At 70.4% G+C, this 25,207-nt stretch carries 20 protein-coding genes and 1 pseudogene; 5 read left to right on the top strand and 16 right to left on the bottom strand.

Translation table 11 applies throughout. The features are described from left to right. Nucleotides 1-21: 21 nt before the first annotated feature. The 5 genes from AXZ95_RS08400 to AXZ95_RS08380 all read right to left on the bottom strand — a co-directional run bounded on the left by AXZ95_RS08400 (nt 22) and on the right by AXZ95_RS08380 (nt 5,644). On the bottom strand, nt 22-807 hold the full coding sequence (locus AXZ95_RS08400) for a fumarylacetoacetate hydrolase family protein (RefSeq protein WP_018190588.1): 786 nt from the start codon (nt 805-807) through the stop codon (nt 22-24). Continuing rightward, nucleotides 804-1,679: a 2-dehydropantoate 2-reductase N-terminal domain-containing protein gene (locus AXZ95_RS08395; RefSeq protein WP_018190587.1), complete on the bottom strand. Its 876-nt coding sequence runs from the start codon at nt 1,677-1,679 to the stop codon at nt 804-806. The genes AXZ95_RS08400 and AXZ95_RS08395 overlap by 4 nt, the downstream gene beginning before the upstream one ends. A 153-nt stretch (nt 1,680-1,832) precedes the next feature. Further along, entirely contained in the window at nt 1,833-2,963 is a 1,131-nt protein-coding gene (locus AXZ95_RS08390) for a branched-chain amino acid aminotransferase (RefSeq protein WP_018190586.1), read from the bottom strand. Nucleotides 2,964-2,988: 25 nt separating this feature from the next. Next, nucleotides 2,989-4,044 (bottom strand): 3-isopropylmalate dehydrogenase, encoded by a 1,056-nt coding sequence (locus AXZ95_RS08385; RefSeq protein WP_018190585.1) that lies wholly within the window; start codon nt 4,042-4,044, stop codon nt 2,989-2,991. A 73-nt stretch (nt 4,045-4,117) separates the two neighbouring features. Further along, nucleotides 4,118-5,644 (bottom strand): MFS transporter, encoded by a 1,527-nt coding sequence (locus AXZ95_RS08380; protein WP_018190584.1) that lies wholly within the window; start codon nt 5,642-5,644, stop codon nt 4,118-4,120. Between the two features lie 59 nt (nt 5,645-5,703). Between AXZ95_RS08380 and AXZ95_RS08375 the strand changes: the two genes are divergently transcribed. Beyond that, nucleotides 5,704-6,342 (top strand): TetR/AcrR family transcriptional regulator, encoded by a 639-nt coding sequence (locus AXZ95_RS08375; RefSeq protein ID WP_026307136.1) that lies wholly within the window; start codon nt 5,704-5,706, stop codon nt 6,340-6,342. Nucleotides 6,343-6,415: 73 nt separating this feature from the next. On the opposite strand, the gene serA is transcribed toward AXZ95_RS08375, so the two are convergent. Further along, a complete protein-coding gene (gene serA, locus AXZ95_RS08370; protein WP_018190582.1) occupies nt 6,416-8,008 on the bottom strand; it encodes a phosphoglycerate dehydrogenase in 1,593 nt (530 codons plus the stop codon). A gap of 147 nt (nt 8,009-8,155) precedes the next feature. On the opposite strand from serA, the gene AXZ95_RS08365 reads away from it, so the two are divergent. Beyond that, nucleotides 8,156-8,539, top strand: coding sequence for a DoxX family membrane protein (locus AXZ95_RS08365; RefSeq protein ID WP_018190581.1), 384 nt, complete (start codon nt 8,156-8,158; stop codon nt 8,537-8,539). A 21-nt stretch (nt 8,540-8,560) separates the two neighbouring features. On the opposite strand, the gene AXZ95_RS08360 is transcribed toward AXZ95_RS08365, so the two are convergent. From AXZ95_RS08360 to AXZ95_RS08320, 9 genes and pseudogenes are all read right to left on the bottom strand, one after another. Then, the gene (locus AXZ95_RS08360) at nt 8,561-9,292 is read right to left on the bottom strand and encodes a copper homeostasis protein CutC (RefSeq protein ID WP_018190580.1); all 732 of its coding nucleotides are present in this window, start codon (nt 9,290-9,292) and stop codon (nt 8,561-8,563) included. A 77-nt stretch (nt 9,293-9,369) separates the two neighbouring features. Next, nucleotides 9,370-10,413: pseudogene (gene ilvC, locus AXZ95_RS08355) on the bottom strand (ketol-acid reductoisomerase); the annotation flags it as partial. Between the two features lie 45 nt (nt 10,414-10,458). Continuing rightward, nucleotides 10,459-10,968 (bottom strand): acetolactate synthase small subunit, encoded by a 510-nt coding sequence (gene ilvN, locus AXZ95_RS08350; RefSeq protein WP_026307135.1) that lies wholly within the window; start codon nt 10,966-10,968, stop codon nt 10,459-10,461. Between the two features lie 2 nt (nt 10,969-10,970). Further along, entirely contained in the window at nt 10,971-12,776 is a 1,806-nt protein-coding gene (locus AXZ95_RS08345) for an acetolactate synthase large subunit (RefSeq protein ID WP_026307134.1), read from the bottom strand. A gap of 53 nt (nt 12,777-12,829) precedes the next feature. Beyond that, the gene (ilvD, locus tag AXZ95_RS08340; protein ID WP_018190576.1) at nt 12,830-14,524 is read right to left on the bottom strand and encodes a dihydroxy-acid dehydratase; all 1,695 of its coding nucleotides are present in this window, start codon (nt 14,522-14,524) and stop codon (nt 12,830-12,832) included. Nucleotides 14,525-14,596: 72 nt separating this feature from the next. After that, nucleotides 14,597-15,421 (bottom strand): trehalose-phosphatase, encoded by an 825-nt coding sequence (gene otsB / locus AXZ95_RS08335; protein ID WP_018190575.1) that lies wholly within the window; start codon nt 15,419-15,421, stop codon nt 14,597-14,599. 52 nt (nt 15,422-15,473) lie between these two features. Further along, nucleotides 15,474-16,946, bottom strand: a complete 1,473-nt coding sequence (otsA, locus tag AXZ95_RS08330; protein ID WP_018190574.1) for an alpha,alpha-trehalose-phosphate synthase (UDP-forming) — start codon at nt 16,944-16,946, stop codon at nt 15,474-15,476. 161 nt (nt 16,947-17,107) lie between these two features. Then, entirely contained in the window at nt 17,108-18,025 is a 918-nt protein-coding gene (locus AXZ95_RS08325) for an SGNH/GDSL hydrolase family protein (RefSeq protein ID WP_018190573.1), read from the bottom strand. A gap of 35 nt (nt 18,026-18,060) precedes the next feature. Further along, nucleotides 18,061-18,747 (bottom strand): TetR/AcrR family transcriptional regulator, encoded by a 687-nt coding sequence (locus tag AXZ95_RS08320; protein WP_018190572.1) that lies wholly within the window; start codon nt 18,745-18,747, stop codon nt 18,061-18,063. 120 nt (nt 18,748-18,867) lie between these two features. On the opposite strand from AXZ95_RS08320, the gene AXZ95_RS08315 reads away from it, so the two are divergent. Further along, on the top strand, nt 18,868-21,798 hold the full coding sequence (locus AXZ95_RS08315; RefSeq protein WP_018190571.1) for an MMPL family transporter: 2,931 nt from the start codon (nt 18,868-18,870) through the stop codon (nt 21,796-21,798). Then, a complete protein-coding gene (locus AXZ95_RS08310; RefSeq protein WP_018190570.1) occupies nt 21,798-23,675 on the top strand; it encodes a YhgE/Pip family protein in 1,878 nt (625 codons plus the stop codon). The genes AXZ95_RS08315 and AXZ95_RS08310 overlap by 1 nt, the downstream gene beginning before the upstream one ends. A 79-nt stretch (nt 23,676-23,754) precedes the next feature. On the opposite strand, the gene AXZ95_RS08305 is transcribed toward AXZ95_RS08310, so the two are convergent. Continuing rightward, nucleotides 23,755-24,909: an SLC13 family permease gene (locus tag AXZ95_RS08305; RefSeq protein WP_018190569.1), complete on the bottom strand. Its 1,155-nt coding sequence runs from the start codon at nt 24,907-24,909 to the stop codon at nt 23,755-23,757. Nucleotides 24,910-24,971: 62 nt separating this feature from the next. Here AXZ95_RS08305 and AXZ95_RS08300 point away from each other — a divergent pair, with 62 nt between their 5' ends. After that, the gene (locus AXZ95_RS08300; protein ID WP_018190568.1) at nt 24,972-25,190 is read left to right on the top strand and encodes a hypothetical protein; all 219 of its coding nucleotides are present in this window, start codon (nt 24,972-24,974) and stop codon (nt 25,188-25,190) included. Nucleotides 25,191-25,207: the final 17 nt, after the last annotated feature.

Raw genomic sequence — 25,207 nt, 5'->3', positions numbered from 1 at the left:
TCTTCGATCCTACCGGGGAGGCTACTTCGGGGCGCGCACCGGATTCACCAGCGACCCGACGCCCTCGACCTCCACCTCGACGGTGTCCCCGGGCTTCATCGGGCCGATCCCGGACGGCGTCCCCGTGAGGATGACGTCGCCCGGCAGCAGCGTGAACACGCTCGACGCGTACGCGATGATCGACGGGATGTCGTGGACCATGTCCGAGATCGGCGCCTCCTGCTTGAGCTCGCCGTTGAGGCGGGTCCGCAGCACGGCGTCGGGCGCGAGCTCGGTCTCGATCACCGGGCCGAGCGGGCAGAAGGTGTCGAAGCCCTTCGCGCGCGTCCACTGGCCGTCCTTCTCCTGCAGGTCGCGGGCGGTGACGTCATTCGCGACGGTGTAGCCGAAGATGTGGCCGGCGGCGTCCTCCGCACGGACGTTGCGGGCGATCTTGCCGATCACCACGGCCAGCTCGCCCTCGTAGTCGACGCGCTCGGACTGCGGCGGCACCACGATCGCGTCGCCGAGGCCGATCACGGCCGTGTTCGGCTTCAGGAACAGCAGCGGCTCACCCGGCGCCTCTCCACCCATCTCAGCGGCGTGCTCGCGGTAGTTCTTACCGACCGCGACGACCTTCGACCGCGGGATGACCGGGGCGAGCAGCGAGCCGACCTTGCCCAGCGGGACGCGCTCCCCTGTGGTCTCGAATCCCACGAACATCGGGTCGCCGGCGAGCACGACCAGGGCGTCCTCGTCGACGATGCCGTAGTCGATGGCGGGCGTCGACGAGCCTTCGCGGGTGTGGCTGAAACGTGCGATCTTCACGCGTTCGAGCCTAGCGCCGACAGGATGCGCGCAAGGGAGGGAGTCGCGATGCCATGCCGCTCGCCGATGCGCAGGAGCGCTCCGCCGATGGCGTCGAGTTCGCTCGGGGCGTCGGCGGCGAGGTCCTCCTGGAGGGAGGTGCGCATCCCGCCGGGCACGCCGCGGAGGGCTCGGACCAGGTCGAGCTCGGACGCGGGGACCCCCTCGGCGGCCGAGCAGGCGACCACCTCACGGACGACCCCTTCGGTCAGCTCGGGGTCCTCGCTGAGGGCCGGCCCGGCCGGCTGCCGCCAATACGAGGTGAGAAGGGCGAGCGAGGCCAGCAGGCGGAACTTCGCCCAGAGCACCTCCGCCTCGCTCCCGCCGATGCGGACGCTCGGGCCGGCGTCGGTGAGCGCGAGAACCGAGGCGAAGCCGGCCGCCGCCTGCGGCGCCTCGATGCGGACGAACGGGCTCCGGTGGTCGATGACGGTGGTGGATGCGCGCAGCGCCGACACCGCGATGGATGCGCCCGCGACCGGCACACCCGGAAGCGCAGAACGCAGCGGCTCCATGTGCTCGACGCCGTTGAGGAAGGAGATCACCTCGGCGGGCCGGGCCGCCACGACGCCGGGGAGCACGTCATCCAGCCCGTAGGCCTTCGTCGCCAGCAGGACGCTCGCACCGTCGGGCACCTCCGTCGCGGCCGGGACGCGCTCGACCCCGTCGCCGAACAGCTCGCTCCGCACTTCGATGCCGTCGCGCCGGATCCCCTCGACGGTGGCCGGGCGGCCCACCGCGACCACGTCGTGTCCGGCCCGGTGCAACAACCACGCGAGGAGGCCGCCGACCGCGCCCGGTCCGACGACGGCGAACACGGTCCCGTTACCCATGCCTCGATGCTAGCCAGGGTTCGGCCCGAGGGCATCGCGTTCCGGCGGTATGCGAAAGGGAGGAGTCTGCGGGCGAACCGGCCGCAGACTCCTCCCTTTCACGCGAAACGCCGACGGACGGACCGCGAACTCCTCCGTCCGCACAACTCAGAACTATGCGTCGAGGCGGTACATCCAGTTGTGGCGGTCGCGCTCGCGGCCGTACTGGATGTCCGTCAGCTCCTGGCGCAGCGACATCGTCAGCTCTCCGGGAGGCGCGGTGATGTCGCCGACGGTGAACGTGTCCGACTTGAGCTCGCCGATCGGGGTGATCACCGCGGCCGTGCCGCACGCGAACACCTCGACGATCTCGCCCGACTCCACGCCGTCGCGCCACTCGTCGAGCGTCACCTTGCGGCGCTCGACGGCGTGACCGCGGTCGCGGGCGAGCTGCAGCACCGAGTCCAGGGTGATGCCCTCGAGGATGCTGTCGGACTCGGGCGTGACCAGCGTGCCGTCCTTGCGCACGAGCACCACGTTCATCCCGCCGAGCTCTTCGAGGTACTTGCCCTCGACCGAGTCGAGGAAGAGCACCTGGGCGCAACCGTGCTCGTACGCCTCCGACTGCGGGAGCAGGCTCGAGGCGTAGTTGCCGCCGGTCTTCGCCGCACCCGTTCCGCCCTTGCCTGCGCGCGACCAGCGGTCGGACAGCCAGATGGACACCGGGGCGACGCCGCTCGGGAAGTACGCGCTCGCCGGGCTCGCGATCAGGTAGTAGGCGACCTTGTTGGCCGGGCGCACACCGAGGAACGCCTCCTTGGCGAACATGAACGGCCGGAGGTACAGGCTCGTCTCCGGCGCGTCCGGCACCCAGTCGCCGTCGACGGCGATGAGCTGCTTGATCGAGTCGAGGAAGTGCTCGACCGGCAGCGCGGGGAGCGCGAGGCGATAGGCCGAGCGCTGCATGCGGGCGGCGTTCGCCTCCGGGCGGAAGCCCCAGATCGAGCCGTCCTCGTGGCGGTACGCCTTCAGGCCCTCGAAGATCTCCTGCGCGTAGTGGAACACCGCGGCCGACGGCTCCAGCTGGATGGGGCCGTAGGGCGAGACACGCGGACGGTGCCAGCCGCCCTTGGCCGACCAGCAGATGTCGACCATGTGGTCGGTGAAGTGGTTGCCGAAGCCGGGGTCCGCGAGGATCTCGGCCCGGGTCGCCGCGTCTCGGGCGGCCTCGTTGCGGGTGACGTTCCAGAGCAGGCCCGAGGTCTCGGTGGGTCCGCTGGTGAGGGAGATGCTGGTCGAAGTCATGACAGGTCCTTTATGCGACGGTGAATCAATTCTGCGCCACTCGCGCGGCGATCGCTGCGCCGATCTCGGAGGTCGTTCGCGCAGCGCCCGTGCGGGCGGCGAGGTCGGCGGTCACCGCCTGCTCCACGCGTTCGGCGAGCTCCTTCTCGCCGAGGTGGCGGAGCAGGAGCGCCGTGGAGAGGATGGCGGCGGTGGGGTCGGCCTTCTGCTGGCCGGCGATGTCGGGGGCCGATCCGTGAACCGGCTCGAACATGCTCGGAAAGGCCCCGGCCGGGTTGATGTTGCCCGAGGCCGCCAGCCCGATGCCGCCGCTGATCGCGGCCGCGAGGTCGGTGAGGATGTCGCCGAAGAGGTTGTCCGTGACGATCACATCGAATCTAGCAGGATCCGTGACGAGGAAGATCGTCGCGGCGTCGACGTGGAGGTAGTCGACCGTGACGTCCGGATGTTCGGCGGCCACCGCGTCCACGATCCGCTTCCATAGCGAGCCCGCGAAGGTGAGCACGTTGGTCTTGTGCACGAGTGTCAGCTTCCCCCTCCGCTGCGCGGCCTGCTCGAACGCGTAGCGCACGACGCGCTCGACGCCGTAGGCGGTGTTCACCGAGACCTCGTTGGCGATCTCGTGGGGCGTGCCCTGCCGGATCGCGCCTCCGTTGCCGACGTACGGACCCTCTGTACCCTCGCGCACGACGACGAAGTCGACATCGCCGGGGTTCGCGAGCGGACTGGCGATGCCCGGGAAGAGCGTCGTCGGGCGGAGGTTCACGTAATGGTCGAGGGAGAACCGCAGCTTCAGCAGGAGCCCCCGCTCGATGTTCGCGCCCGCCAGGCGGGGATCGCCCGGGACACCGCCGACCGCTCCGAGCAGGATGGCGTCGTGCGCCTGGATGGACTCCAGGTCGGCATCCGTCAGGACGTCGCCCGTCGCCAGGTAGCGGTCCGCTCCGAGCGAGAAGTGCGTCTTCTCGAACGAGAGCCCGCTCCCCTCCGTCACCGCGTCGAGCACCGTGACGGCCTCGGCGATGACCTCCGGACCGATTCCGTCCCCGGGGATGACGGCGAGCTTGACGGTACGGGACATGGCACTCCTGCGCTGGTCGATGGGCGGAACCGGTAGTGCCACCCTATCGCCGCGCCACGACATCCACCCGCGCTCAGGAGCGCACGTGACGCAGGGTGATGAGGGCGACGAGTGCGGCGCTCGCCACCAGGACGATGCCGATCACCGCGGTGACCCCGACGCCGCTGTCGAACGCGGCGCGCGCCGACGCCAGCAGCTGCTCGCCCAGCGGGCCCGGCAGGCCGGCCGCGACGGTGACCGCCCCGCCCAGGGTCTCCCCCGCGGCGTCGGCCTGCGCGGCGGTCAGGCCCTCCGGGACGACCAGCGTCGCCCGGTACGAAGCCGTGATCAGGGTGCCGAGCGTCGCCGTGCCGAGCACGGCTCCCAGCTCGTACGCCGTCTCCGACACCGCCGACGCGGCGCCGGCCTTGGCTGCGGGAGCGGTCGAGATGACGAGCTCGTTCGAGACCGTCTCAGCCCCGCCGATCCCCGCGCCCAGGAGGACGAAGGCGGCCAGGAGGATGCTCCACGGCGCTCCCCCGCCGGTCAGCGCGACCAGCAGGTAGCCCGCGGCGGAGAGCGTCAGCCCGCCCGCGATCACGACACCCGGCCGGATGCGGCGGGCGATCGGGACGACGACGAGGCCGGCGACGATCATCGTGAGGAGGCCCGGCACCAGCACGAGCCCCGACTGCAGCGGCGTCAGCCCGATCACGAGCTGCAGGTGCTGCGAGACGAAGAACAAGAAGCCGACCAGCGACACCACGCTCAGCAGGTTGACCACGACGGCTCCGCTGAAGGCGGGTCGCGTGAACAGCCGCATGTCGAGCATCGGAACAGGGCGCCGCAACTGCCGCCGCACGAACAGGAAGCCGCAGCCGGCGCCGAGCGCGATCGCCAGCGCCGCGACCGGCGAGAAGCCGTCGACCGCCAGCGCCTTGATGCCGTAGACGATGGGCGCCATGGTCAGGAGCGAGAGGACGATGCCGGGCACATCCACCGGACCGGGCGCCGGGTCGCGCGACTCGCGCACCAGCAGGGGTGCGAGCACGAGCAGCGGGATGAGGACGGGCACCGCGAGCAGGAACACCGAGCCCCACCAGAAGTGCTCGAGGAGCACACCTCCGACGATCGGGCCGAGCGCGGAGCCGGCCGCGAAGCCGGACGCCCAGATCGCGATCGCGAGGCGGCGCTGCTCGCGGTCGAGGAAGACGCTCCGCAGCAGCGACAGGGTGGACGGCATCAGCATGGCGCCGAAGACGCCGAGCGCGGCCCGGGCGGCGATGAGCAGCTCGGCGGTCGGGGCGAAGGCAGCGACGGCCGACACGGCGGCGAAGCCGGTGGCGCCGATGAGCAGCAGACGGCGGCGGCCGATGCGGTCGCCGAGGCTGCCCATCGCCACAAGCAGGCCGGCGAGGACCAGCGGGTAGATGTCGACGATCCACAGCATCCCGGTCGCCGACGGGCGCAGCGCCTCGGAGATCGCGGGCAGGGCGAAGCTGAGCACGGTGTTGTCGACGGAGACGAGCAGCGTCGGCAGCATGAGGACGCCGAGCGCCGCCCAGCCGCGCACGCCCGCACGCGTGATCGCCGGGGCCGGGAGGGTCGGTGTCGTGGACATGCGCACTACTGTACCGTCTGGACGGTACAGTATCAAGGCGGTGCGGCTACCATGGGGTCATGCCGCCTGCCGCAGCGCCCTCCTCCCCCGCTCCGCGCGAGTCCGCCGCGCCCACGGCGGCCACGGCCGCCGCAGCTGCTGCGATCACGCCGTCAGGCGCTCCAGTCTCCGCCCGCGACCGCGTGCTCGACGCCTTCGAGGAGCTGCTCGCCGAACAGAGCGAACGCGCTGCGACCCTCGACGCCGTCGCTGCCCGCGCCGGGGTCTCCAAGGGCGGGCTGCTCTACCACTTCGCCTCCAAAGAGGCCCTGGCGGCGGGCGTGCTCGACCGCTTCGCCGCGCTCATCGACGAGGACGTCGCCGCGATGCGCGCAGCGCCGGACGGCCCGGTGGACTACTTCCTCCGGACGTCGATCCCCACCGATTCGCGATTCGAGCGCGCGATCGTGGCGATCGCCCGGCTCGCGCAGGCAGCCGACCCTCAGGCCCGGGATGCGCTCGCCCGCGCACAGCGCCGCTGGCTGGAGGTGCTGCAGGAGGCGGTGGGCGATCCGCTGGTCGCACGCACCATCATGCTGATCGGCGACGGGATGTACTACAACACGGCGCTGCTCCCCGCAGCGAACAACGTGCTGCGCGACGAGACGGACATCGACGACCTGGTCGCCCTGATCCGCCGGTTCGCCGGCGATGTCTGAGCGCACGCGGCGCTCACCCCGCCTGACGCGTGGCGGGCCTCCGACCGCAGCGGCCGAAGACCCGCGACACCGGTCAGGACTCGGTGATGTCGATCTCCTGCATCAGGTCGGCGTCGATCGCGAGCCGCACCTTCTCGAGCAGGCCGTCCGGCACGCGTGAGTCGACGGTGAGGACGCTGAGCGCCTTGCCGCCGGCCGACGTCCGCGCGACCTGCATGCCTGCGATGTTGATCGCAGCCTCGCCGAACTCGCGGCCGTACACCGCGACGATGCCCGGGCGGTCGTCGTAGACCATCACCACGAGGTGCTCGGCGACCGGAACCTCGACGTCGTAGCCGTTGATGCCGACGATCTTCTCGATCTGCTTCGGCCCGGTCAGGGTGCCCGACACGGAGATCTGCGAGCCGTCGCTGAGCGCGCCGCGCAGGGTGATCAGGTTGCGGTACTCCTCGCTCACCGAGTCGGTGATGAGGCGCACCTCGATGCCGCGCTGGTCGGCGAGAAGCGGTGCGTTCACGTACGACACCGTCTCGCTGACGATGTTGGTGAAGATGCCCTTGAGCGCAGCGAGCTTCAGCACGCTGACGTCGTAGTCGGCGAGCTCGCCGCGAACCTCGACGTCGACGCTCGTCACCGGGCTGCTGGCGAGCCCGGAGAACACCTGGCCGAGCTTCTCGACCAGCGGGATGCCGGGACGCACGTACGGGTCGATGACGCCGCCCGCGACGTTCACGGCGTCGGGCACGAGCTCGCCCGAGAGCGCCAGCCGCACGGAGCGCGCCACCGAGACGCCCGCCTTCTCCTGTGCCTCGTCGGTGGAGGCGCCCAGGTGCGGTGTCACGACGACGTTCTCGAGCGCGAGCAGCGGCGAGTCCTGCGGCGGCTCCGAGACGAACACGTCGAGGCCGGCGCCGGCGATCGTGCCGGTGGTCAGGGCGCGGTAGAGCGCATCCTCGTCGATCAGGCCGCCGCGGGCGACGTTGACGATGAACGCCGTCTTCTTCATCAGCGCCAGCTGGTCGTCGGAGATCATGCCGGTCGTCTCGGGCGTCTTCGGCATGTGGATGGTGATGAAGTCGGACTGCGCGAGCAGCTCGTCGAGGGTGACCAGCTGGACGCCGAGCTGCTGCGCCCGAGCGCTCGTGACGTAGGGGTCGTACGCGATGACGTTGGTGCCGAACGACTGCAGCCGCGCAGTGATGAGCGCGCCGATCCTGCCGAGGCCGATGATGCCGATCGTCTTCTCGTACAGCTCGACGCCGGTGTACTTCGAGCGCTTCCACTGCCCCTGCGCGAGCGCGTTGTGCGCGGCCGGGATGTGGCGCGCGAGGCTCAGGATGTGGCCGACCGTCAGCTCGGCGGCCGAGATGATGTTCGACGTGGGCGCGTTGACGACCATCACGCCGGCATTGGTCGCCGTCTTGATGTCGACGTTGTCGAGCCCGACGCCCGCGCGGGCGATCACCTTCAGCACCGGTGCGGCCGCGATGACCTCGGCATCCACCTTGGTCGCGGAGCGCACCAGGATGGCGTCGGCGTCGGCGACCGCCGAGAGGAGCGCCGGCCGGTCGGTCCCGTCCACCGAGCGGATCTCGAAGTCGGGCCCGAGGGCGTCGACGGTGGCGGGCGAGAGTTCTTCGGCGATCAGGACGACCGGCTTTGTCACGTGGCAGTTCCTTACAGAGTGCGAGGGCTGGCTTGGGAGGACTGCGCCACGGTCGGTGGGGCGCGGAACGGCTTAACTCTAGCGGGACGCCACCCCCGCCTTTCGCCGCGTTACGCCCGCCTGTGGACAACCGCAGGGGAGGATGGCATGGTGACACTTCTGGAGATCGCACAGCTCATCGTCCGCATCCTGCTCGCGGTGGTGTTCGTCGCGATGGGGACGCTGCACTTCGTCCCGGGACCGGCTCGCGGCATGGCGGCGATGGTCCCGCCGGCCCTGCGGGTAGTGCGTCCGAGCGTCCTGGTGGCGTTCACCGGCGTCTGCGAGATCCTCGGCGGCATCGGGCTCCTGATCCCGGCCACGCGCGTCCCCGCCGCCCTCTGCCTGGCGGTCTTCCTGGTGGCGGTCTTCCCGGCGAACGCCTACGCCGCAGGCAAGACCGAGCGGTTCGGCGTCTTCGCGACGCCCCTCGTCCCGCGCCTCATCCTGCAGATCGTGCTGATCGCGCTCTGCGTGTTCTGCGCGCTGTAGCCGCACGTTCAGCGGAGCGCCTCAGCGCCGACGCTTCGCCGTCTCCACCGCCGCACGGACGATCCGGGCATCCGTGATGTCGTAGGTCGCCGCGCCTCCGCCCGGGCCGCTGGGCGACCCGTGCACCGCGTCGCGTGCCGACAGGTGCACCGCATCCACCCCGGTCGCCACGATCTCGGGGATGTCGTCGACGCGCACTCCCCCGCCCGCCATCACCTCCACCCGGCCGCCCACGCGGTCCGTCAGCTGCCGCAGCATCCCGACGCCGTCGACACTGCGCTCGGCGCCGCCGGAGGTGAGGATGCGCGCGACGCCGAGCTCCGCCAGCCGCTCCGCCGCACGCACCGGGTCCGGCGCGACGTCGATCGCGCGATGGAACGTCACGCTGAGCGGACCGGCCGCGTCGACGATGGCCGCGACGGCCTCCGCATCGACGGCCCCGCTGTCGTTCAGCGCGCCGACGACCACGCCCGCAGCGCCGGCCTCGCGGGCGAACCGCACATCGGCGACGGTCAGCGCCACCTCGTCGGCGTCGTAGACGAACCCGCCGCCGCGCGAGCGGACCAGCACGTGGACGAATCCGTCACGACCCGTGTCGCGCGCCTCGGCGACCGCGCCGGCGATCAGGGCCGCGGAGGGCGTGAGCCCGCCCATCCCGAGCGCGTTGCACAGCTCGACCCGGTCGGCTCCCCCCGCCAGCGCGACGCGGACGCCGACGACGTCCTGCACGGCGATCTCGACGGCGATGCCCATGTGTCTCCTGACGCAGAAGGGTGCCGCACGCGCATCGCGTGCGGCACCCTGAGACTAGTGCGTGGTGCGTGCTGCGATCAGCGCGCGACCTCGCCGTCGACGTAGTCGTCGTCGTTCGACGCGTTCCACGCGAAGAGCTTGCGCAGCTCGCGGCCGGTGGCCTCGATGGGGTGCTGCTCGCCCTTCTTGCGGAGGGCCAGGAACTCCGGCGCGCCGGCGTCCTGGTCGGCGATGAAGCGCTTGGCGAAGGTGCCGTCCTGGATGTCGGAGAGCACCGCCTTCATGTTCTCCTTCACGTGCGGGTCGATGACGCGCGGGCCGGAGACGTAGTCGCCGTACTCGGCCGTGTCGGAGACGCTCCAGCGCTGCTTGGCGATGCCGCCCTCCCACATGAGGTCGACGATGAGCTTGAGCTCGTGCAGCACCTCGAAGTACGCGACCTGCGGCTGGTAGCCGGCCTCGGTCAGGGTCTCGAAGCCGTACTGGACGAGCTGCGAGACGCCGCCGCAGAGCACGGCCTGCTCGCCGAAGAGGTCCGTCTCGGTCTCCTCGGTGAACGTGGTCTTGATGCCGCCGGCGCGGAGGCCGCCGATCGCCTTCGCGTACGAGAGCACGAGCGGCCAGGCGTTGCCCGACGCGTCCTTCTCGACCGCGACGATGACGGGGACGCCACGGCCGGCCTCGTACTCGCGCCGCACCGTGTGGCCCGGGCCCTTCGGGGCGACCATGATCACGTCGACGCCCTCGGGCGCCTCGATGTAGCCGAAGCGGATGTTGAAGCCGTGCCCGAAGACGAGGGCGTTGCCCTCCTGCAGGTTGTCCTTGATGTCGTCGGCGTACAGGTGACGCTGCACCTGGTCCGGCGCGAGGATGACGATGACGTCGGCCCAGGCCGCGGCGTCGGAGGCGCTGAGGACGCGGAAGCCCGCCTCCTCGGCCTTCGGCTTCGACTTCGAGCCCTCCTTCAGGCCGATGACGACCTCGACGCCCGAGTCGCGGAGGTTCTGCGCGTGCGCGTGGCCCTGCGAGCCGTAACCGATGACGGCGACCTTCTTGCCCTGGATGATCGAGAGGTCCGCGTCGTTGTCGTAGTAGATCTCAGCCACTGCTGCTTCTCCTTGCTGGTTGGTTCGTGCGTGAAATGGTCGGCTCGCCGTGCGGCGGGCTCAGTTCCGGAAGACGCGCTCGGTGATGGACTTGCCGCCGCGGCCGATCGCGAGGAGGCCCGACTGGGCCATCTCCTTGATGCCGTACGGCTCGAGCACCTTAAGCAGCGCCTGCGTCTTGCCGCTGTCGCCGGTGACCTCGATCACCAGCGCATCCGTCGCGACGTCGACGACGCGGGCGCGGAAGAGGTTCACGGCCTCGAGCACCTGCGAACGCGTGGAGTTGTCCACCCGCACCTTGATGAGCAGGTGCTCGCGCTGCACCGACTGTGCGGGGTCGAGCTCCACGATCTTGATGACGTTGATCAGCTTGTTGAGCTGCTTGGTCACCTGCTCGAGCGGGAGGTCCTCGACGTCCACCACGACGGTGATGCGCGAAAGGCCGTCGACCTCGCTCGTGCCCACCGCGAGCGAGTGGATGTTGAAGCCGCGACGGGCGAACAGCCCGGCCACGCGGGTCAGCAGACCCGGCTTGTCCTCCACGAGGAGGCTCAGAACGTGCGTGCTCATGGTCACTCCCCTCCGAACGACGGGCTGTGGTCGCGGGCATACTGGACGTAGCTGTTGCTGACGCCCTGCGGGACCATCGGCCACACCATGGCGTCGGCGCTGACCACGAAGTCGATCACCACGGGGCGGTCGTTGGTCTCCAGCGCCAGCTTGATGGCGGCGTCGACCTCCTCCTCCGTGGTGACGCGGATGCCGAGGGCGCCGTACGCCTCGGCCAGCTTCACGAAGTCGGGGACGCGCACGGTGTCGTGGCCCGTGTTCAGGTCGGTGTTTGAGTAGCGCCCGTCGTAGAACAGGGTCTGCCACTGCCGCACCATCCCGAGCGACGAGTTGTTGATGATCGCCACCTTGATCGGGATGTTGTTGATCGTGCAGGTGGCGAGCTCCTGATTGGTCATCTGGAAGCAGCCGTCGCCGTCGATCGACCACACCACGCGGTCCGGCTGGGCGACCTTCGCACCCATGGCTGCGGGGACCGAGTAGCCCATCGTCCCGGCTCCGCCCGAGTTCAACCACGAGTTGGGGCGCTCGTACTTGATGAACTGGGCGGCCCACATCTGGTGCTGGCCCACGCCCGCCGTGTAGATGCCCTCGGGCCCGGTGAGCTCACCGATCCGCTGGATGACGTACTGCGGCGCTAGCAGGCCGTCGCTGGTGGCCGAGTACCCGAGCGGGAACTCCTCGCGGAGCCCGTTCAGGTAGGTCCACCACTCGACGAGGTCGGGCTTGCCCGAGCGGGTCGCGTCCTGGAACGCGGCGGTCAGATCGACGATGACGTCCTTGGCATCGCCGACGATGGGGACGTCGGCGACACGGATCTTGGAGATCTCGGCAGGGTCGACGTCGACGTGCACGATCTTCGCGTTGGGCGCGAACAGGGAGGTGTTGCCGGTGACGCGGTCGTCGAACCGCGCGCCGAGCGACACGATGAGGTCGGACTCCTGGAGCGAGAGCACGGCGGGCACCGTCCCGTGCATGCCGGGCATGCCGAGGTGCTGCTTGTGCGTGTCCGGGAAGGCGCCGCGCGCGGTGAGCGTGGTGACGACGGGGGCGCCCGTCGCCTCGGCGAGTTCGAACAGTTCCTGCGACGCGCGGGCGCGGATCACTCCGCCGCCCACGTAGAGCACCGGCTTCTTGGCCTCGGCGAGCAGCTGGGCCGCTGCCAGGACCTGCTTGCCGTGCGCCTTGGTGATCGGCCGGTACCCCGGCAGGTCGACCTTCGGCGGCCACACGAACGGGGCGGTGTTCTGCTGCGCGTCCTTGGTGATGTCGACGAGGACGGGGCCAGGACGACCGGTGCCGGCGATGTGGTACGCCGCCGCGATCGTCGCGGGGATGTCCTCGACGTCCTTCACCAGGAAGGAGTGCTTGGTGATCGGCATCGTGATGCCCACGATGTCGGCCTCCTGGAACGCGTCCGTGCCCATCAGCGTGGAGAAGACCTGGCCGGTGATGAACACGACGGGGACGGAGTCCATGTGCGCGTCCATGATCGCCGTGACGAGGTTGGTGGCTCCGGGGCCGGAGGTCGCCATGGCGACACCGACCTTGTTGGACGCCACCGCGTAGCCCTCGGCGGCGTGGCCGCCGCCCTGCTCGTGACGGACGAGGATGTGACGGATCCGGGTGGAGTCCATGATCGCGTCGTAGATGGGGAGGATGGCACCCCCGGGGAGCCCGAAGACGTCGGTGACGCCGAGGAGCTCGAGGGTGCGGACGACCGACTGCGAGCCGGTCAGTATCTCGGGCGACGCCTTGGACGGCGTCGCGGACGGCAACACACTGCTGGGGGTTGCATCCGTGGACATGCCTGTCATCAGTCCTTACATACTGCGGTGGTGGGTGGTGGTGCGAACGGCCCCTACCCGGTGACGGCTCCTTCAGCTGCGGAGCGCACGAGCTTGGAGAACTTCGCGAGAACGCCACGGGTATAGCGCGGGGGAAGAGGCGCCCAGCCTTCACGGCGGGCGGTCAGCTCAGACTCGTCGACAAGTAGGTCGAGGGAGCGAGCCGCGATATCGACCCGTATCAGATCACCATCGCGCACGAAGGCGATGGGACCTGCGTCCACCGCTTCGGGTGCTATGTGGCCGATGCACAGGCCGGTTGTGCCGCCTGAGAATCGTCCGTCCGTCAATAGTAGTACATCCTTGCCGAGGCCTGCGCCCTTGATGGCGGCGGTGATGGCGAGCATCTCGCGCATGCCCGGGCCGCCCTTCGGGCCCTCGTAGCGGATGATCACGACATCGCCGGCCTTGATGCTGCCCTCGGTGAGGGCGTCCATGGCGGCACGCTCGCGCTCGAAGACCCGTGCGGGGCCCTCGAACACCTCGGCGTCGAAGCCGGCCGTCTTGACCACGGCGCCCTCGGGGGCCAGGGAGCCCTTGAGGATGGTGATGCCGCCGGTGGGGTGGATGGGGTTGTCGAGCGAGCGCATGACCTCGCCGTCCGGTGCGGGCGGATTGATCTCGGCGAGGTTCTCGGCGACGGTCTTGCCGGTGACGGTGAGGCAGTCGCCGTGCAGGAGGCCCGCGTCCAGCAGCGCCTTCATGACGACCGGGACGCCGCCGTGACGGTCGACGTCGTTCATGACGTACTTGCCGAACGGCTTCAGGTCGCCGATGTGCGGCACCTTGTCGCCGATGCGATTGAAGTCGTCGATGGTGAGGTCGACCTCGGCCTCGTGCGCGATCGCGAGCAGGTGGAGGACGACGTTGGTCGAGCCGCCGAACGCCATGGCGACGGCGATGGCGTTCTCGAACGCCTCCTTCGTCAGGATGTCGCGCGCGGTGATGCCCTTCTTGAGAAGGTTCACGACGGCCTCGCCCGAACGGTGCGCATAGTAGTCGCGGCGGCGGTCGGCCGAGGGCGGCGCGGCCGAGCCCGGCAGGCTCATCCCGAGCGCCTCGGCGACGGAGGCCATGGTGTTGGCGGTGTACATGCCGCCGCACGCGCCCTCGCCCGGGGCGATGGCGCACTCGATGCGCTTGAGGTCCTCTTCGCTCATCTTGCCGGCCTTGCACGCGCCGACCGCCTCGAAGGAGTCGATGATCGTGACGTCCTTCTCCGTGCCGTCGGAGAGCTTGACCCAGCCGGGGGCGATCGAACCCGCATAGAGGAACACCGCGGAGAGGTCGAGGCGGGCGGCCGCCATCAGCATGCCGGGGAGCGACTTGTCGCATCCCGCGAGCAGGACGGTGCCGTCGAGGCGCTCGGCCATCATGACGGTCTCGACCGAGTCGGCGATGACCTCGCGCGACACGAGCGAGAAGTGCATGCCCTCGTGACCCATCGAGATGCCGTCGGAGACGGAGATGGTGCCGAACTGGAGCGGGTACCCGCCGCCCGCGTGGACGCCTTCCTTGGCGCCCTGCGCGAGTCGGTCGAGGGAGAGGTTGCAGGGGGTGATCTCGTTCCAGGAGCTGGCGATGCCGATCTGCGGCTTCTCCCAGTCTTCATCACCCATGCCGACGGCGCGGAGCATCCCGCGGCTGGTGGTGGCTTCGATCCCGTCCGTGACGACGCGCGAACGCGGCTTCCAATCGACTTCTGGCATGGAACAACTCTAGGACGTCTCGAATGCCGCTCCGACCATGCGTCCCCTGCCTGGGGAGAGCTCGCGAAGGCGTCAGTCTGTGGACGAGTTCGTGTGCGCCTCGCGCGCCTGCGCCAGCAGGCCCAGCAGGGTGGCGATCGCGCGCTCGTCCGCGACCCGGTACTGCGCGGCCGTCTCGCCCGTCCCGACCTTGATGCCCACGTCGCCGCGCTCGGGATGCAGCACCGTGAAGCCGTCCTCGTCGGTCACGTCGTCGCCGGCGAAGAGCACCGCGGTCGCGTGGGTGTACTCGCGCAGGCGCTCGACGCCGTCGCCTTTGTTCGCGCCGCGCACGGAGAACTCGATGATGTCCTTGCCGTCGCGGATGGTGAGGCCGTCGCTGACCGCCGCCGCGGCCTCGCGGGCGCGGGCGACGACCTCCGGTCCGCGCTCGGCGGCCACCAGGCGGTAGTGCACGCCGAAGCCGACCGGCTTGATCTCGAGCTTGGTGCCGGGGATGTCGTCCACGAGCGCGTGCAGCGCCTCGCCGAGCCGCCCCAGGGTCTCCTGCTCCTCCGGGCTCAGGTCGAGGGAGACGCCGTCGCGGCCGAAGCGGATCTCGACGCCGTGCGAGCCGATCAGCAGCGCGTCCTCGTCCGCCTCCGTGACGGTCTCGAGGCTCGACAGCGGGCGGCCGGAGACGTACGCGACCCAGGTGTCCGGCAGGTGCTCGAGCCGGTCGAGCGCGGCCTTCGACTCGGGCAGCGCTCGGGCGCCTCGCGGCACGTCCACGAAGGGGGCCAGTGTCCCGTCGAAGTCGAGGGCGAGCAGCAGTCGGTCGGCGCGCGCCAGCTCCTGCAGGGCCGACGCGAGGGCGATGGCGGAGGCGGGCGGGCGGTGCGAAGCGGTGTCGGTCATGCGTCTTTCCTGCAGGGAGTAGGGCGAGGGATGCGGCTCAGCGCCAGCCGGTTCAGCGCCGGTTGACCGGCGGGTTCTGCAGCGGGTGGTCGCCGTGCGCGCTGCGGGTCAGCGCGTCGAGGAAGGACGCCGACCAGCGGGCGACGTCGTTCGTCAGCACCTTCTTGCGCAGGGCGCGCATCCGCCGCGTGCGGTCGCGCCGCGGCATCGCGAGCGCCTGCAGCACGGTCTCCTTGAGGCCCTCGATGTCGTGCGGGTTGATGAGGAGCGCCTGCCGGAGCTCGTCGGAGGCGCCGGCGAACTCGCTCAGGACGAGCACGCCGTCCTCGTCCACCCGCGTCGCCACGTACTCCTTCGCGACGAGGTTCATGCCGTCGCGGAGCGCCGTGACGAGCATGACGTCGGCGGCGAGGTACAGCGCCACCATCTCCTCGCGCGGGTAACCGTGGTGGAGGTACGCGATCGCGGTGTGGCCGAGGGTGGAGTAGTCGCCGTTGATGCGGCCGACGGTCAGCTCGATCTCGTCACGCAGCTGCCGGTAGGTCTCGACGCGCTCCCGGCTGGGGCTGGCGACCTGGACGAGCGTGACGTCCTCCGCGTTCAGCCGGCCCTCTTCGAGCAGCTCGCCGAAGGCCTTGAGCCGGTGACCGATCCCCTTCGTGTAGTCGAGGCGGTCGACGCCGAGCATGATCTTCTCGGGGTTGCCGAGCTCCTCGCGGATCTCACGGGCGCGGGCCTGGATCTCCGGCTTCCTCGCGAGCTCCTGGTACTGGTCGGCGTCGATGGAGATCGGGAACGCGCGGGCGAGCACCGTGCGCACCAGGCCCCCGCGGCGGTCGGTGGTGACGTGTCGGTGCGAGCCGGCCTCCGGGTCGTCCGTGTCGATCGGCACCTCGATGATGGGGCCGCGCGTCTCGAAGCCCTTCAGGAGTCGGACCGCGCGTGAGAAGTTGCCGGCGTCGGCGACGCGCTGGAAGCCGATCACGTCGGCTCCGAGCAGGCCGTCGATGATCTGCCGGCGCCAGGGCAGCTGCGAGTAGATGCCATAGGGCGGGAACGGGATGTGGTTGAAGAAGCCGATCACGAGGTCCGGCCGCAGCTCGCGCAGCATCGCGGGGACGAGCTGCAGCTGGTAGTCGTGCACCCAGACGACGGCGCCGGGCGCCGAGACGGAGGCGGCGGCCTGGGCGAACCGGCGGTTGACCTTCACGTAGGTCTCCCACCACTCGCGGTGGTAGCTCGGCTGCGCGATGACGTCGTGATACAGCGGCCACAGGGTGTCGTTGGAGAAGCCCTCGTAGTACTCCTGCAGGTCCTGATCAGAGAGGGGGACGGGCAGGATGTTGATGCCGCCGGCCTCGAAGGGCTCGATCTCCTCCCCCGCGACGCCGGCCCAGCCGATCCAGATGCCGTCCTGCGACCGCATCACCGGCTCGAGCGCCGCCACCAGACCGCCGGGCGATGGCCGCCAGTCGGCGTTCCCGCTCTCGTCGATCACCCGGTCGACGGGCAGTCGGTTGGACACGATGACCAGGTCGTACGTGTCGTCGTTCTCGGTGGTGCTCGCGGCGGTCGTCGTCGATTCAGGCGTTGCGGTGATGGTGGGTCAACTCCCTCGAGGGGTCGGGACGTGGACACCAGCCAGGGTACCAGCGTCCTCGGAGCCCCCTCAGGGGGCGTTCGCCGCTAGTGGGCCTTCCCGAGCAGCTGGATGAGCCGGCTCGCGTACTCGGCGTAGCCGGCGCCGGTCGGGTGGAAGACGTCCGGGCCGGTCGTGTTGAGCCACGGCCTCCGGTCGCCGATCGCGTGCCCGGCGAAGTCGACCGGGAGGTAGGTCATCGCCTTGCCGGCCGCCCTCTGTTCGTCGACCGCCTGGCGGATCACCTCGTTCAGCCCGAGCGTCGCGGCATTGATCGCCGCCGCCGTACCGAAGTCGGGTGCATTCGGGTCGGACGCGTCGTACAGGAGGGTGTAGCCGGTCACGACGATGCGCGCGTTGGGCGCGGACTGCGCGATCGCGCTGTAGACCGTGTCGAGCCGGTCAGGCAGCACGTTCAGCAGCGAGAGGGCGGCCGTGACCTCGTTGCGGCACGCCGTGGCCTTGCCCGCCGCGCAGTCCCCCGCGATCGCGGCGACGCCGAGGTCGTTGCCGCCGATGCTGACGGTCACGAGGTCCGTACGGTCATCGAGCGCGATCAGCTGGTGCTTCAGGAGGTCGGAGGTGGTCGCTCCGGCGCAGGCCGCGTTGACGACGAGGTCGATGCCGGCGTCGCGCGCGAAGACGGTGGGATAGGCGCGCGGGCTCAGCCGGCACTTCCCCTTCTCGTCGCCGCCGCCCATGCCCGCGGCGAACGAGTCGCCGAGGGCGACGTACCGGGTGGATGCGGTGAGCGGCTCCTTGGGGAACGGGTCGGGAGTCGCCGTCGGCGTCGGGACGGCGGTCGACTCGGCATGCGGCGTGTCGGCGCTGGTCGGCGCGGACGAGCACGCCGACAGGACCGTGAGGACGGCCGCCGTGGCGAGCAGCGCGACCGAGCGGAGCACACGCGAGGAGCGCGGCGCGCGCAGGGGCGCACGGGAGGTCCGGGATGCTTCGGGTCGCATCCCATCGAGGGTAGTCGCCGACGCTTGGCGAACGCTCAAACGCGCTCGGTCAGCGCCAGCAGGATCGCGGGAACCGACTCCGACAGCCGCTCGGTGAACGTCCGCTCGTCCCCGGCGAGCACCGCGCGGGCCTCGCCGCTCGCGCAGAGCTCGGCGATCACGCGGACGGCCTCCTCCGGGGCGATCGTGAAGCGGCGCCGCGCGCTCGCGAGCGCTTCGACGACGATCTCGGTGAGGTCGGCGAAGAACTCGTCGTGATAGCGCAGGTAGTCGGCGGCGATGGCGTGGTCGCGGAGCGCCATGAGCTGGAACTCGGCCTGCACGAGCCACCATCGCCGGTCGTCGGACTGCAGCTCGAGGATGTGCGTGATGGTCTGCAGCACATCCTCGTCGGAGAGCCGGGCTCCCCCGGCACCGACGAGCGGCGCCAGGAACTGCGCGACGCCGGTGTTCAGCTGTTCGAGCCGCATGGTCTTCTCGCGCTCCATCAGCGCGAAGAACAGCTCCTCCTTGCTGGAGAAGTTGGAGTAGAACGCGCCGCGGGTGAAGCCGGCCGCCTCGGCGATCGTCTCGACGCTGGCGGCGCGGACGCCCTGCTCCGCGAACACGTCGAAGGCCGCGTCGAGCAGGCGCGCGCGGGTGCGCTGACGCCGGGCCGACTCGGCCGGGATGTCCTCGGGAACGCCGGTGGCGACGCCCTCGCTGAGAGTCGTGCTGTCCAAGCTGAAACCTTCCTGAAGGAGCTATCGATACAGGAGTGTATCCGATACGGTCGTGTACGGATACAAAGGTGTATCGAACCGCTCCTCACCCCTTTTCGGTACTCATCCACTGGAGAACGCGTGTCCTCGCTCCTGTATTCGGTCGGCCGGTGGGCCTACCGCGCCCGCGCCCTCGTCGTCATCGTCTGGATCGGCCTGCTGGCCCTCCTCGGCGGCGGCGCCCTCCTCTTCAATCAGGGCACGGACAACAGCTTCAGCATTCCGGGCACAGAGTCGCAAGAGGCGCTCGACACGCTGAGCCGCACCTTCCCGCAGGTCAGCGGCACCACCGCCCAGATCGTCGTGGTCGCGCCGGACGGCCAGACGGTGGACGACGGCGACATCAAGCAGCCGATCGAGGACACGGTCGACCAGCTGAAGGACGTCAATGGTGTCTCCGGCGTCAGCTCGCCCTACTCCACTCAGGTCAAGAACCTGATCTCCGACGACCGCTCGGCGGCCATCATCACGGTCCAGTTGAAGGGCCAGATGACCACGGTCACCGACGCCACCAAGACGGCCGTCAAGGATGCGGGGGCCGATCTCGCGAAGCAGCTGCCGGACGGCTCGAAGTCGGCCGTCGGCGGTCAGCTGTTCTCGCAGAACCTGCCGACGCTCTCGGTCATCGAACTCGTCGGCGTGCTCATCGCGCTCGTCGTGCTCATCCTGACGTTCGGCTCGTTCCTCGCGGCCGGGATGCCTGTGCTCACCGCGATCCTGGGCGTCGCCATCTCGATGTGCCTGATCTTCATCGCAACGCTGTTCGGCTCCATCTCGTCGACGACGCCGATGCTCGCCCTGATGCTCGGCCTCGCCGTCGGAATCGACTACTCGCTCTTCATCATCTCGCGGCACCAGGCGCAGCTGAAGTCGGGGGTGCCGCCGGAGGAGTCCGCCGCGCGCGCGGTCGCGACGGCCGGATCCGCCGTGCTGTTCGCCGGCATCACGGTCATCATCGCCTTGGCCGGCCTCGCCGTCGCCAACATCCCGTTCCTCACCACCATGGGCATCGCGGCATCCGTCGGCGTGGCGGTCGCCGTGCTCGTCGCACTGACCATGACGCCCGCGCTGCTCGGCTTCGCCGGGGCGCGGCTCACGCCGGGTCGCCGGAAGGCGGCGCGCGCCGCGAAGCGCGGGGCGACGGCGGCTGCGGTCGAGGGCGCGACGGAGGCCGAAACGGCACGGGCCGCTCCTTCCGCCGCGGACTCCCCCGAACCCGTGGATGCCTCCGTGGATGCGTCCGCCCCGTCGTTCGCCCACGCCGCGAAGGCCGACATCCCGCCCGGGTTCTTCCGCGGCTGGGTGCGTGCCGTCATCCGCTTCCCGATCGTCACCGTGGTCGCCGTCATCGTCGCCCTGGGGATCGCCGCCCTGCCCGCCCTGCAGCTGCGGCTCGCCCTCCCGGACGCCGGCTCGCAGCCCGAGGGCGCTCCGGCGCGCGTCGCCTACGACCTCGTCTCCGACCACTTCGGCCCCGGCTACAACGGTCCCTTGATCGTCACCGGCTCGATCATCTCCAGCACCGACCCGGTCGGTCTGATGACGAAGATCGGGGATGAGATCGCCGACCTCCCCGGCGTCGCCTCCGTCCCGCTCGCCACGCCGAACGCGACCGCCGACACCGGAATTGTGCAGGTCGTCCCGACCACCGGGCCGAACGACCAGAAGACCGCCGACCTGGTCGCCGAGATCCGCGCGAAGCACCAGCACTTCCTCGACGAGTACGGCGTCGACCTCAAGGTCACCGGCAACACCGCCGCCCAGATCGACGTGTCGTCGCGGCTGGCCGGCGCGCTCCTGCCCTTCGGCATCCTCGTGGTCGGGCTCTCCCTCATCCTGCTGACGATGGTGTTCCGCTCGATCGCGGTCCCGATCAAGGCCGCACTCGGCTACCTGCTCTCGGTCGGCGCCGCGTTCGGAGCGGTCACGGTCGTGTTCGAGTGGGGCTGGCTGGCCGACCTCCTGCACGTAGACAAGACCGGGCCGATCATCTCGTTCATGCCGATCATCTTGATGGGCGTGCTCTTCGGGCTCGCGATGGACTACGAGGTGTTCCTGGTCAGCCGCATGCGCGAGGACTACGTGCACGGCGGCGACGCCAGGCGCGCCATCCAGAGCGGGTTCGTCAGCTCCGCCAAGGTCGTCACCGCGGCCGCGATCATCATGATCTCGGTGTTCGCCGCCTTCGTCCCAGAGGGCGACGCGTCCATCAAACCCATCGCGCTCGGCCTCGCCGTCGGCGTGTTCGTCGATGCGTTCATCGTCCGGATGACGCTCGTCCCGGCGGTGCTGCAGCTGCTCGGCGAGAAGGCGTGGTGGATGCCGCGCTGGCTCGACCGCATCCTCCCCTCGTTCGACGTGGAGGGTGACGGCCTGCAGAAGGAGCTGGAGCTCGCGAACTGGCCCGAGGGCGGGGAGAACCTCGTCGCCGCTGCGGACGGGCTGACGGTCAGCACGCGCAAGCGGCGCCTGGTGGGCGACGTGTCGTTCCGTCTCGCCGACGGCGAGGTGCTCGTCGTGCACGGCGACGACCGGACGGCAGCCGTCGCACTGCTCATGGCGATCACCGGCCGCACGCCGGTCGACGGCGGAACCGTCAAGGTCGCGGGCCTGGTGCTGCCCGTCCGGGGCGCCGCCGTCCGCTCGCGCACCGCCATCGTGCGGCTGGATGCGGCCGAGACGCCGGTGGAGGACCTCCGCCACGCGCTCGCCGGCCGCCCGCAGCTGCTGGCCCTCGACGCCGTCGACTCCGTCACCGACCCGATCGAACGCCGCCGCATCCGGGCAGAACTGACCGCGGCGCTGAGCCGTGCCCGGGTCGAGGAGCGCCCGTTCGCGCTCGTCGTCAGCTGCGTCGAGCCCGCAGGCCTCGACGATCTGCTGCCCGAGAGCGCCGAGCCGACCGAGGTCGACCTCTCCGCCGGCCCCGGCCCGCGCGCCGTCACGGCTCCCGACCTCACCGACCCCGACCGCGCCGAGCACGGCGCCCACCTCGAGAAGACGAACGCCTGATGACCACCCCCTCCTCCCGCCTCCGCCGCCCGCGCTCGCTGTTCTCGCTGGAGCGCATGCGCTCCGACAAGCGCGTCACCTGGCTGACGATCGTCGGCCTCATGCTCGTCCCCATCACCATCGGCGGGCTGCTCGTCTGGGCGCTGTGGAACCCGACCGAGCGCCTGCACGACGTCAAGGCGGCCGTGGTGAACCTCGACCAGCCCGTCACGGTGAACGGGCAGACGGTGCCGCTCGGGCGTCAGCTCTCCGCCGGCCTCCTCGACTCCAAGAACGACAACTTCACCTGGGTGCTGACGGACAAGAAGGATGCCGACAAGGGCATCGACAGCGGCGAGTACGTGTCGGTGGTCACCATCCCGGAGAACTTCTCGAAGGCGGCGACATCGACGGCGGGAGCCGCGGCCGACGCCACGCAGGCCACCATCGACGTCCGCACCAGCCCCGACTCGAAGCTGGTCGACCCGGCCATCAGCCAGGCGGTCACGACGACGGCGACCTCCGTGCTCAACAAGCAGCTGACCTCCACGTACATCGAGAACGTCTACGTCGGCTTCAACACCCTCGGCGAGCAGCTCGGCAAAGCGGCGACGGGCGCCGACCAGCTCGCCGGCGGGCTGACGCAGCTGGCGAGCGGCACGCACCAGCTCGCGGACGGCGCAGCGCAGCTCTCGACGGGCGCGTCGTCGCTCGCCGACGGAATCTCCCAGCTGTCCGACGGAACATCGGGGCTCGCCGACGGACTGAACACGCTCGCGTCCAACGGCGCGGCGGTCGACGGAGGTGCACAACAGCTCGCGGGGACGGCCGCCACGATGTCCTCCAGTCTCACCACCGCCACGAACGGGATCAACGCGGCCGTCGCGCACAACTGCGCGCCGCCGGCCGACCCCGCCGTCGGGGCCCTGTGCGCCCAGCTGTCCGCTCAGCTGAAAGACCTCAACACAGCGCAGGCCTATGGAGCCGGACTCGCATCGGGTACGCAGACCTTCGCCGGCCAGCTCGGGCAGTACACCGGAGGCGTATCGCAGTCGGCGTCCGGGGCGCAGCAGCTGGCGAGCGGCGCATCCCAGTCGGCGGACGGTGCGCAGCAGTTCGCGACCGGGGTGAAGCAGCTCAGCGACGGCATCCCCGCCCTCGCCTCCGGCGCCGACCAGTCCGCCTCCGGCGCGTCGTCGCTCGCCTCGGGCCTGCACACGGCGGTCAAGCAGCTCCCGAGTTACGACAGCGGCGAGCGGACCAGCCTCGCGAAGGTCGCGGCCGAGCCGGTCACGCAGAAGGCCTCCGGCGAGACCGCGTTCGGCACAGCGAGCATCCCGCTGTTCGCCTCCGTCGCGCTGTGGCTCGGCGCGCTCGCCACGTTCCTCGTGCTCCAGGCGCTCTCGCGCCGCGCGCTGCTGACCTCGCGCGCGGCCGGACGCATCGCGCTCGACGGATTCCTCCCCGCCGCAGCACTCGGCGTCGTGCAGGGCGTGCTGGTCGCGGCCGTGCTGGCACCGGCGCTCGCGGTCGACGCGGGCCACTGGTTCGGCTTCGCCGGACTCGCCGCCGCCGCCGGCATCGCGTTCGCCGCGGTCAATCACGGCCTGGTCGCCCTCCTCGGCGGTGTCGGACGGTTCCTGTCGATGCTGGTCGTCGTGGTGACCCTCGCCTCGGGCATCGTGTCGACCGCTCCCGGTTTCTTCGACGCCGCTCTCCCCTGGCTGCCGACCGCGCCGGCCATCACCGCGCTGCAGGGGGCGATCGACGGCTCGGCGGACGCCTGGCGTGGCCTGGGCGGGCTCCTGCTGTGGGCCGCATTCGGGTTCGCCCTCGCGCTGATCGCCGTCGCCCGACGCCGGGTCGTGCGCGCCGCGCAGCTGCTGCCGGCCGAGTAGCCGCACCCGTGGGGCGCGACGCGCCGTTATCGCCGGGCGATAACGGCGTGTTGCGGCCCACAGACCGTCGGGGCCGGGGCTAGACGGTCAGCGAGAGCGCCAGGGTCGCGAGGACGACCGTGACCGGCGCAACGATCAGGCCGAGGAGCATGTACCGGCTCCAGCGGATCTCCACGTCGAACGACGTCAGCCGCTGGTGCCAGAGCAGGGTCGCGAGCGACGCCCACGGCGTGATCAGCGGACCGGCGTTGACGCCGATCAGCAGCGCCGCCAGCCGCGCAGGGGTGTCGGCCACCGGCTCCAGCGCCAGGTACGCGGGCAGGTTGTCGATGGCGTTCGCGCCGACCAGCCCCGTCAGCGACAGGCGCAGCAGGGCCAGCGGCGACTCCCCCGTGCCCGAGACCGTCGCCATGAGCGTGGCGAGGCCGGCCGCGTGGAGCGCCTCGATGAACAGGAAGAGGCCGGAGGCGAGCAGCACCAGCTGCCACGGCACCAGGCCGAACCGCAGCACGCTGCGGCGCCGGACCAGGAACACCACCGCGAGGACGACAGCGGCGATGCTCGTCGGCAGCCACACCGGCAGACCCGAGACGAGAAGCGGGACGAGCGCGACGACCACGGCGCCGGAGATCCAGAACAGCACCGGGTCCTCGATGCCGTCCTCCTCGCCCGTCTCGTAACGGACCAGCAGCGACTTCCGCGCGATCACGAACACGACGACCATCGGCACGATCATCGCCACCAGCGCGGGGGCCAGCATGAGGGCCGCGAAGGCCGCAGGGGTGGGGTCGCCCATGGCGTGCTGGGCCAGCAGGTTGGTGAGGTTGGAGACCGGGAGCAGCAGGGATCCGGCGTTCGCCATCCACACGGTCGTCAACGCGAACGGCAGCGGGTTGAGCCCGGCGTGCCGCGCCATGACGATGACCACGGGCGTGAGCAGCACCGCGGTGGTGTCGAGCGACAGGAAGATCGTGCTGAGCGCGGCGACCACGACGACCAGCAGCCAGAGCACCCAGGCCCGTCCCCGCCCCCAGCGCGCCGTCTGCTGCGCGAGGACGGTGAAGACGCCGGCTTCCGCCGCGAGTTCCGTCACGACCGTGATGGCGACGACGAACAGCAGGATGGGCCACACGCGGTCCCACAGTTCGACGGCCTCGGGGACGGGCAGCAGCCCGGTGGCCACGGCGATTCCGCCGAGCACGAGGAGCACGGCGCCCACGATCGCGGTGCGCATCCTCCTCCTCCCGGTCCCGACTTTGGAAGCGTACGCTACGGGACGACCCCGAAAGGACCGGCATGCGCAAGTACCTCTTCAACGGAGCCGTGATCAGTGCGGCGATCGGCCTGTGGACCACCATCCAGTCGTCCAAGAGCGGACCGCGCGACTGGCGCATCCCGCTGATGTGGATCAACGCGGCGATCTCGCTGACGCTGGCGATCGGAGCGGTGCTGCAGGAGTCGAAGGAGGCGTCCGAGCGCGAATCCACCCCCCTCGGTTCGCGAAAAGGGCGTTGACCCGCTGATTTCCGCCG

This window comes from Leifsonia sp. 115AMFTsu3.1, assembly GCF_004362795.1.
GTDB lineage: Bacteria > Actinomycetota > Actinomycetes > Actinomycetales > Microbacteriaceae > Leifsonia.
This window is presented reverse-complemented; position numbering and strand designations above follow the sequence as displayed.

What these genes read in the sequence shown, in the direction of transcription:
- ilvN (WP_026307135.1), bottom strand. Translation starts at nt 10,968, where the DNA reads ATGAGCACGCACGTTCTGAGCCTCCTCGTGGAGGACAAGCCGGGTCTG.
- AXZ95_RS08365 (WP_018190581.1), top strand. Translation starts at nt 8,156, where the DNA reads ATGGTGACACTTCTGGAGATCGCACAGCTCATCGTCCGCATCCTGCTC.
- ilvD (WP_018190576.1), bottom strand. Translation starts at nt 14,524, where the DNA reads ATGCCAGAAGTCGATTGGAAGCCGCGTTCGCGCGTCGTCACGGACGGG.
- AXZ95_RS08375 (WP_026307136.1), top strand. Translation starts at nt 5,704, where the DNA reads ATGCCGCCTGCCGCAGCGCCCTCCTCCCCCGCTCCGCGCGAGTCCGCC.
- AXZ95_RS08345 (WP_026307134.1), bottom strand. Translation starts at nt 12,776, where the DNA reads ATGTCCACGGATGCAACCCCCAGCAGTGTGTTGCCGTCCGCGACGCCG.
- AXZ95_RS08395 (WP_018190587.1), bottom strand. Translation starts at nt 1,679, where the DNA reads ATGGGTAACGGGACCGTGTTCGCCGTCGTCGGACCGGGCGCGGTCGGC.
- AXZ95_RS08390 (WP_018190586.1), bottom strand. Translation starts at nt 2,963, where the DNA reads ATGACTTCGACCAGCATCTCCCTCACCAGCGGACCCACCGAGACCTCG.
- AXZ95_RS08360 (WP_018190580.1), bottom strand. Translation starts at nt 9,292, where the DNA reads ATGGGCATCGCCGTCGAGATCGCCGTGCAGGACGTCGTCGGCGTCCGC.
- AXZ95_RS08325 (WP_018190573.1), bottom strand. Translation starts at nt 18,025, where the DNA reads ATGCGACCCGAAGCATCCCGGACCTCCCGTGCGCCCCTGCGCGCGCCG.
- AXZ95_RS08310 (WP_018190570.1), top strand. Translation starts at nt 21,798, where the DNA reads ATGACCACCCCCTCCTCCCGCCTCCGCCGCCCGCGCTCGCTGTTCTCG.
- AXZ95_RS08305 (WP_018190569.1), bottom strand. Translation starts at nt 24,909, where the DNA reads ATGCGCACCGCGATCGTGGGCGCCGTGCTCCTCGTGCTCGGCGGAATC.
- AXZ95_RS08385 (WP_018190585.1), bottom strand. Translation starts at nt 4,044, where the DNA reads ATGTCCCGTACCGTCAAGCTCGCCGTCATCCCCGGGGACGGAATCGGT.
- otsB (WP_018190575.1), bottom strand. Translation starts at nt 15,421, where the DNA reads ATGACCGACACCGCTTCGCACCGCCCGCCCGCCTCCGCCATCGCCCTC.
- AXZ95_RS08380 (WP_018190584.1), bottom strand. Translation starts at nt 5,644, where the DNA reads ATGTCCACGACACCGACCCTCCCGGCCCCGGCGATCACGCGTGCGGGC.
- AXZ95_RS08300 (WP_018190568.1), top strand. Translation starts at nt 24,972, where the DNA reads ATGCGCAAGTACCTCTTCAACGGAGCCGTGATCAGTGCGGCGATCGGC.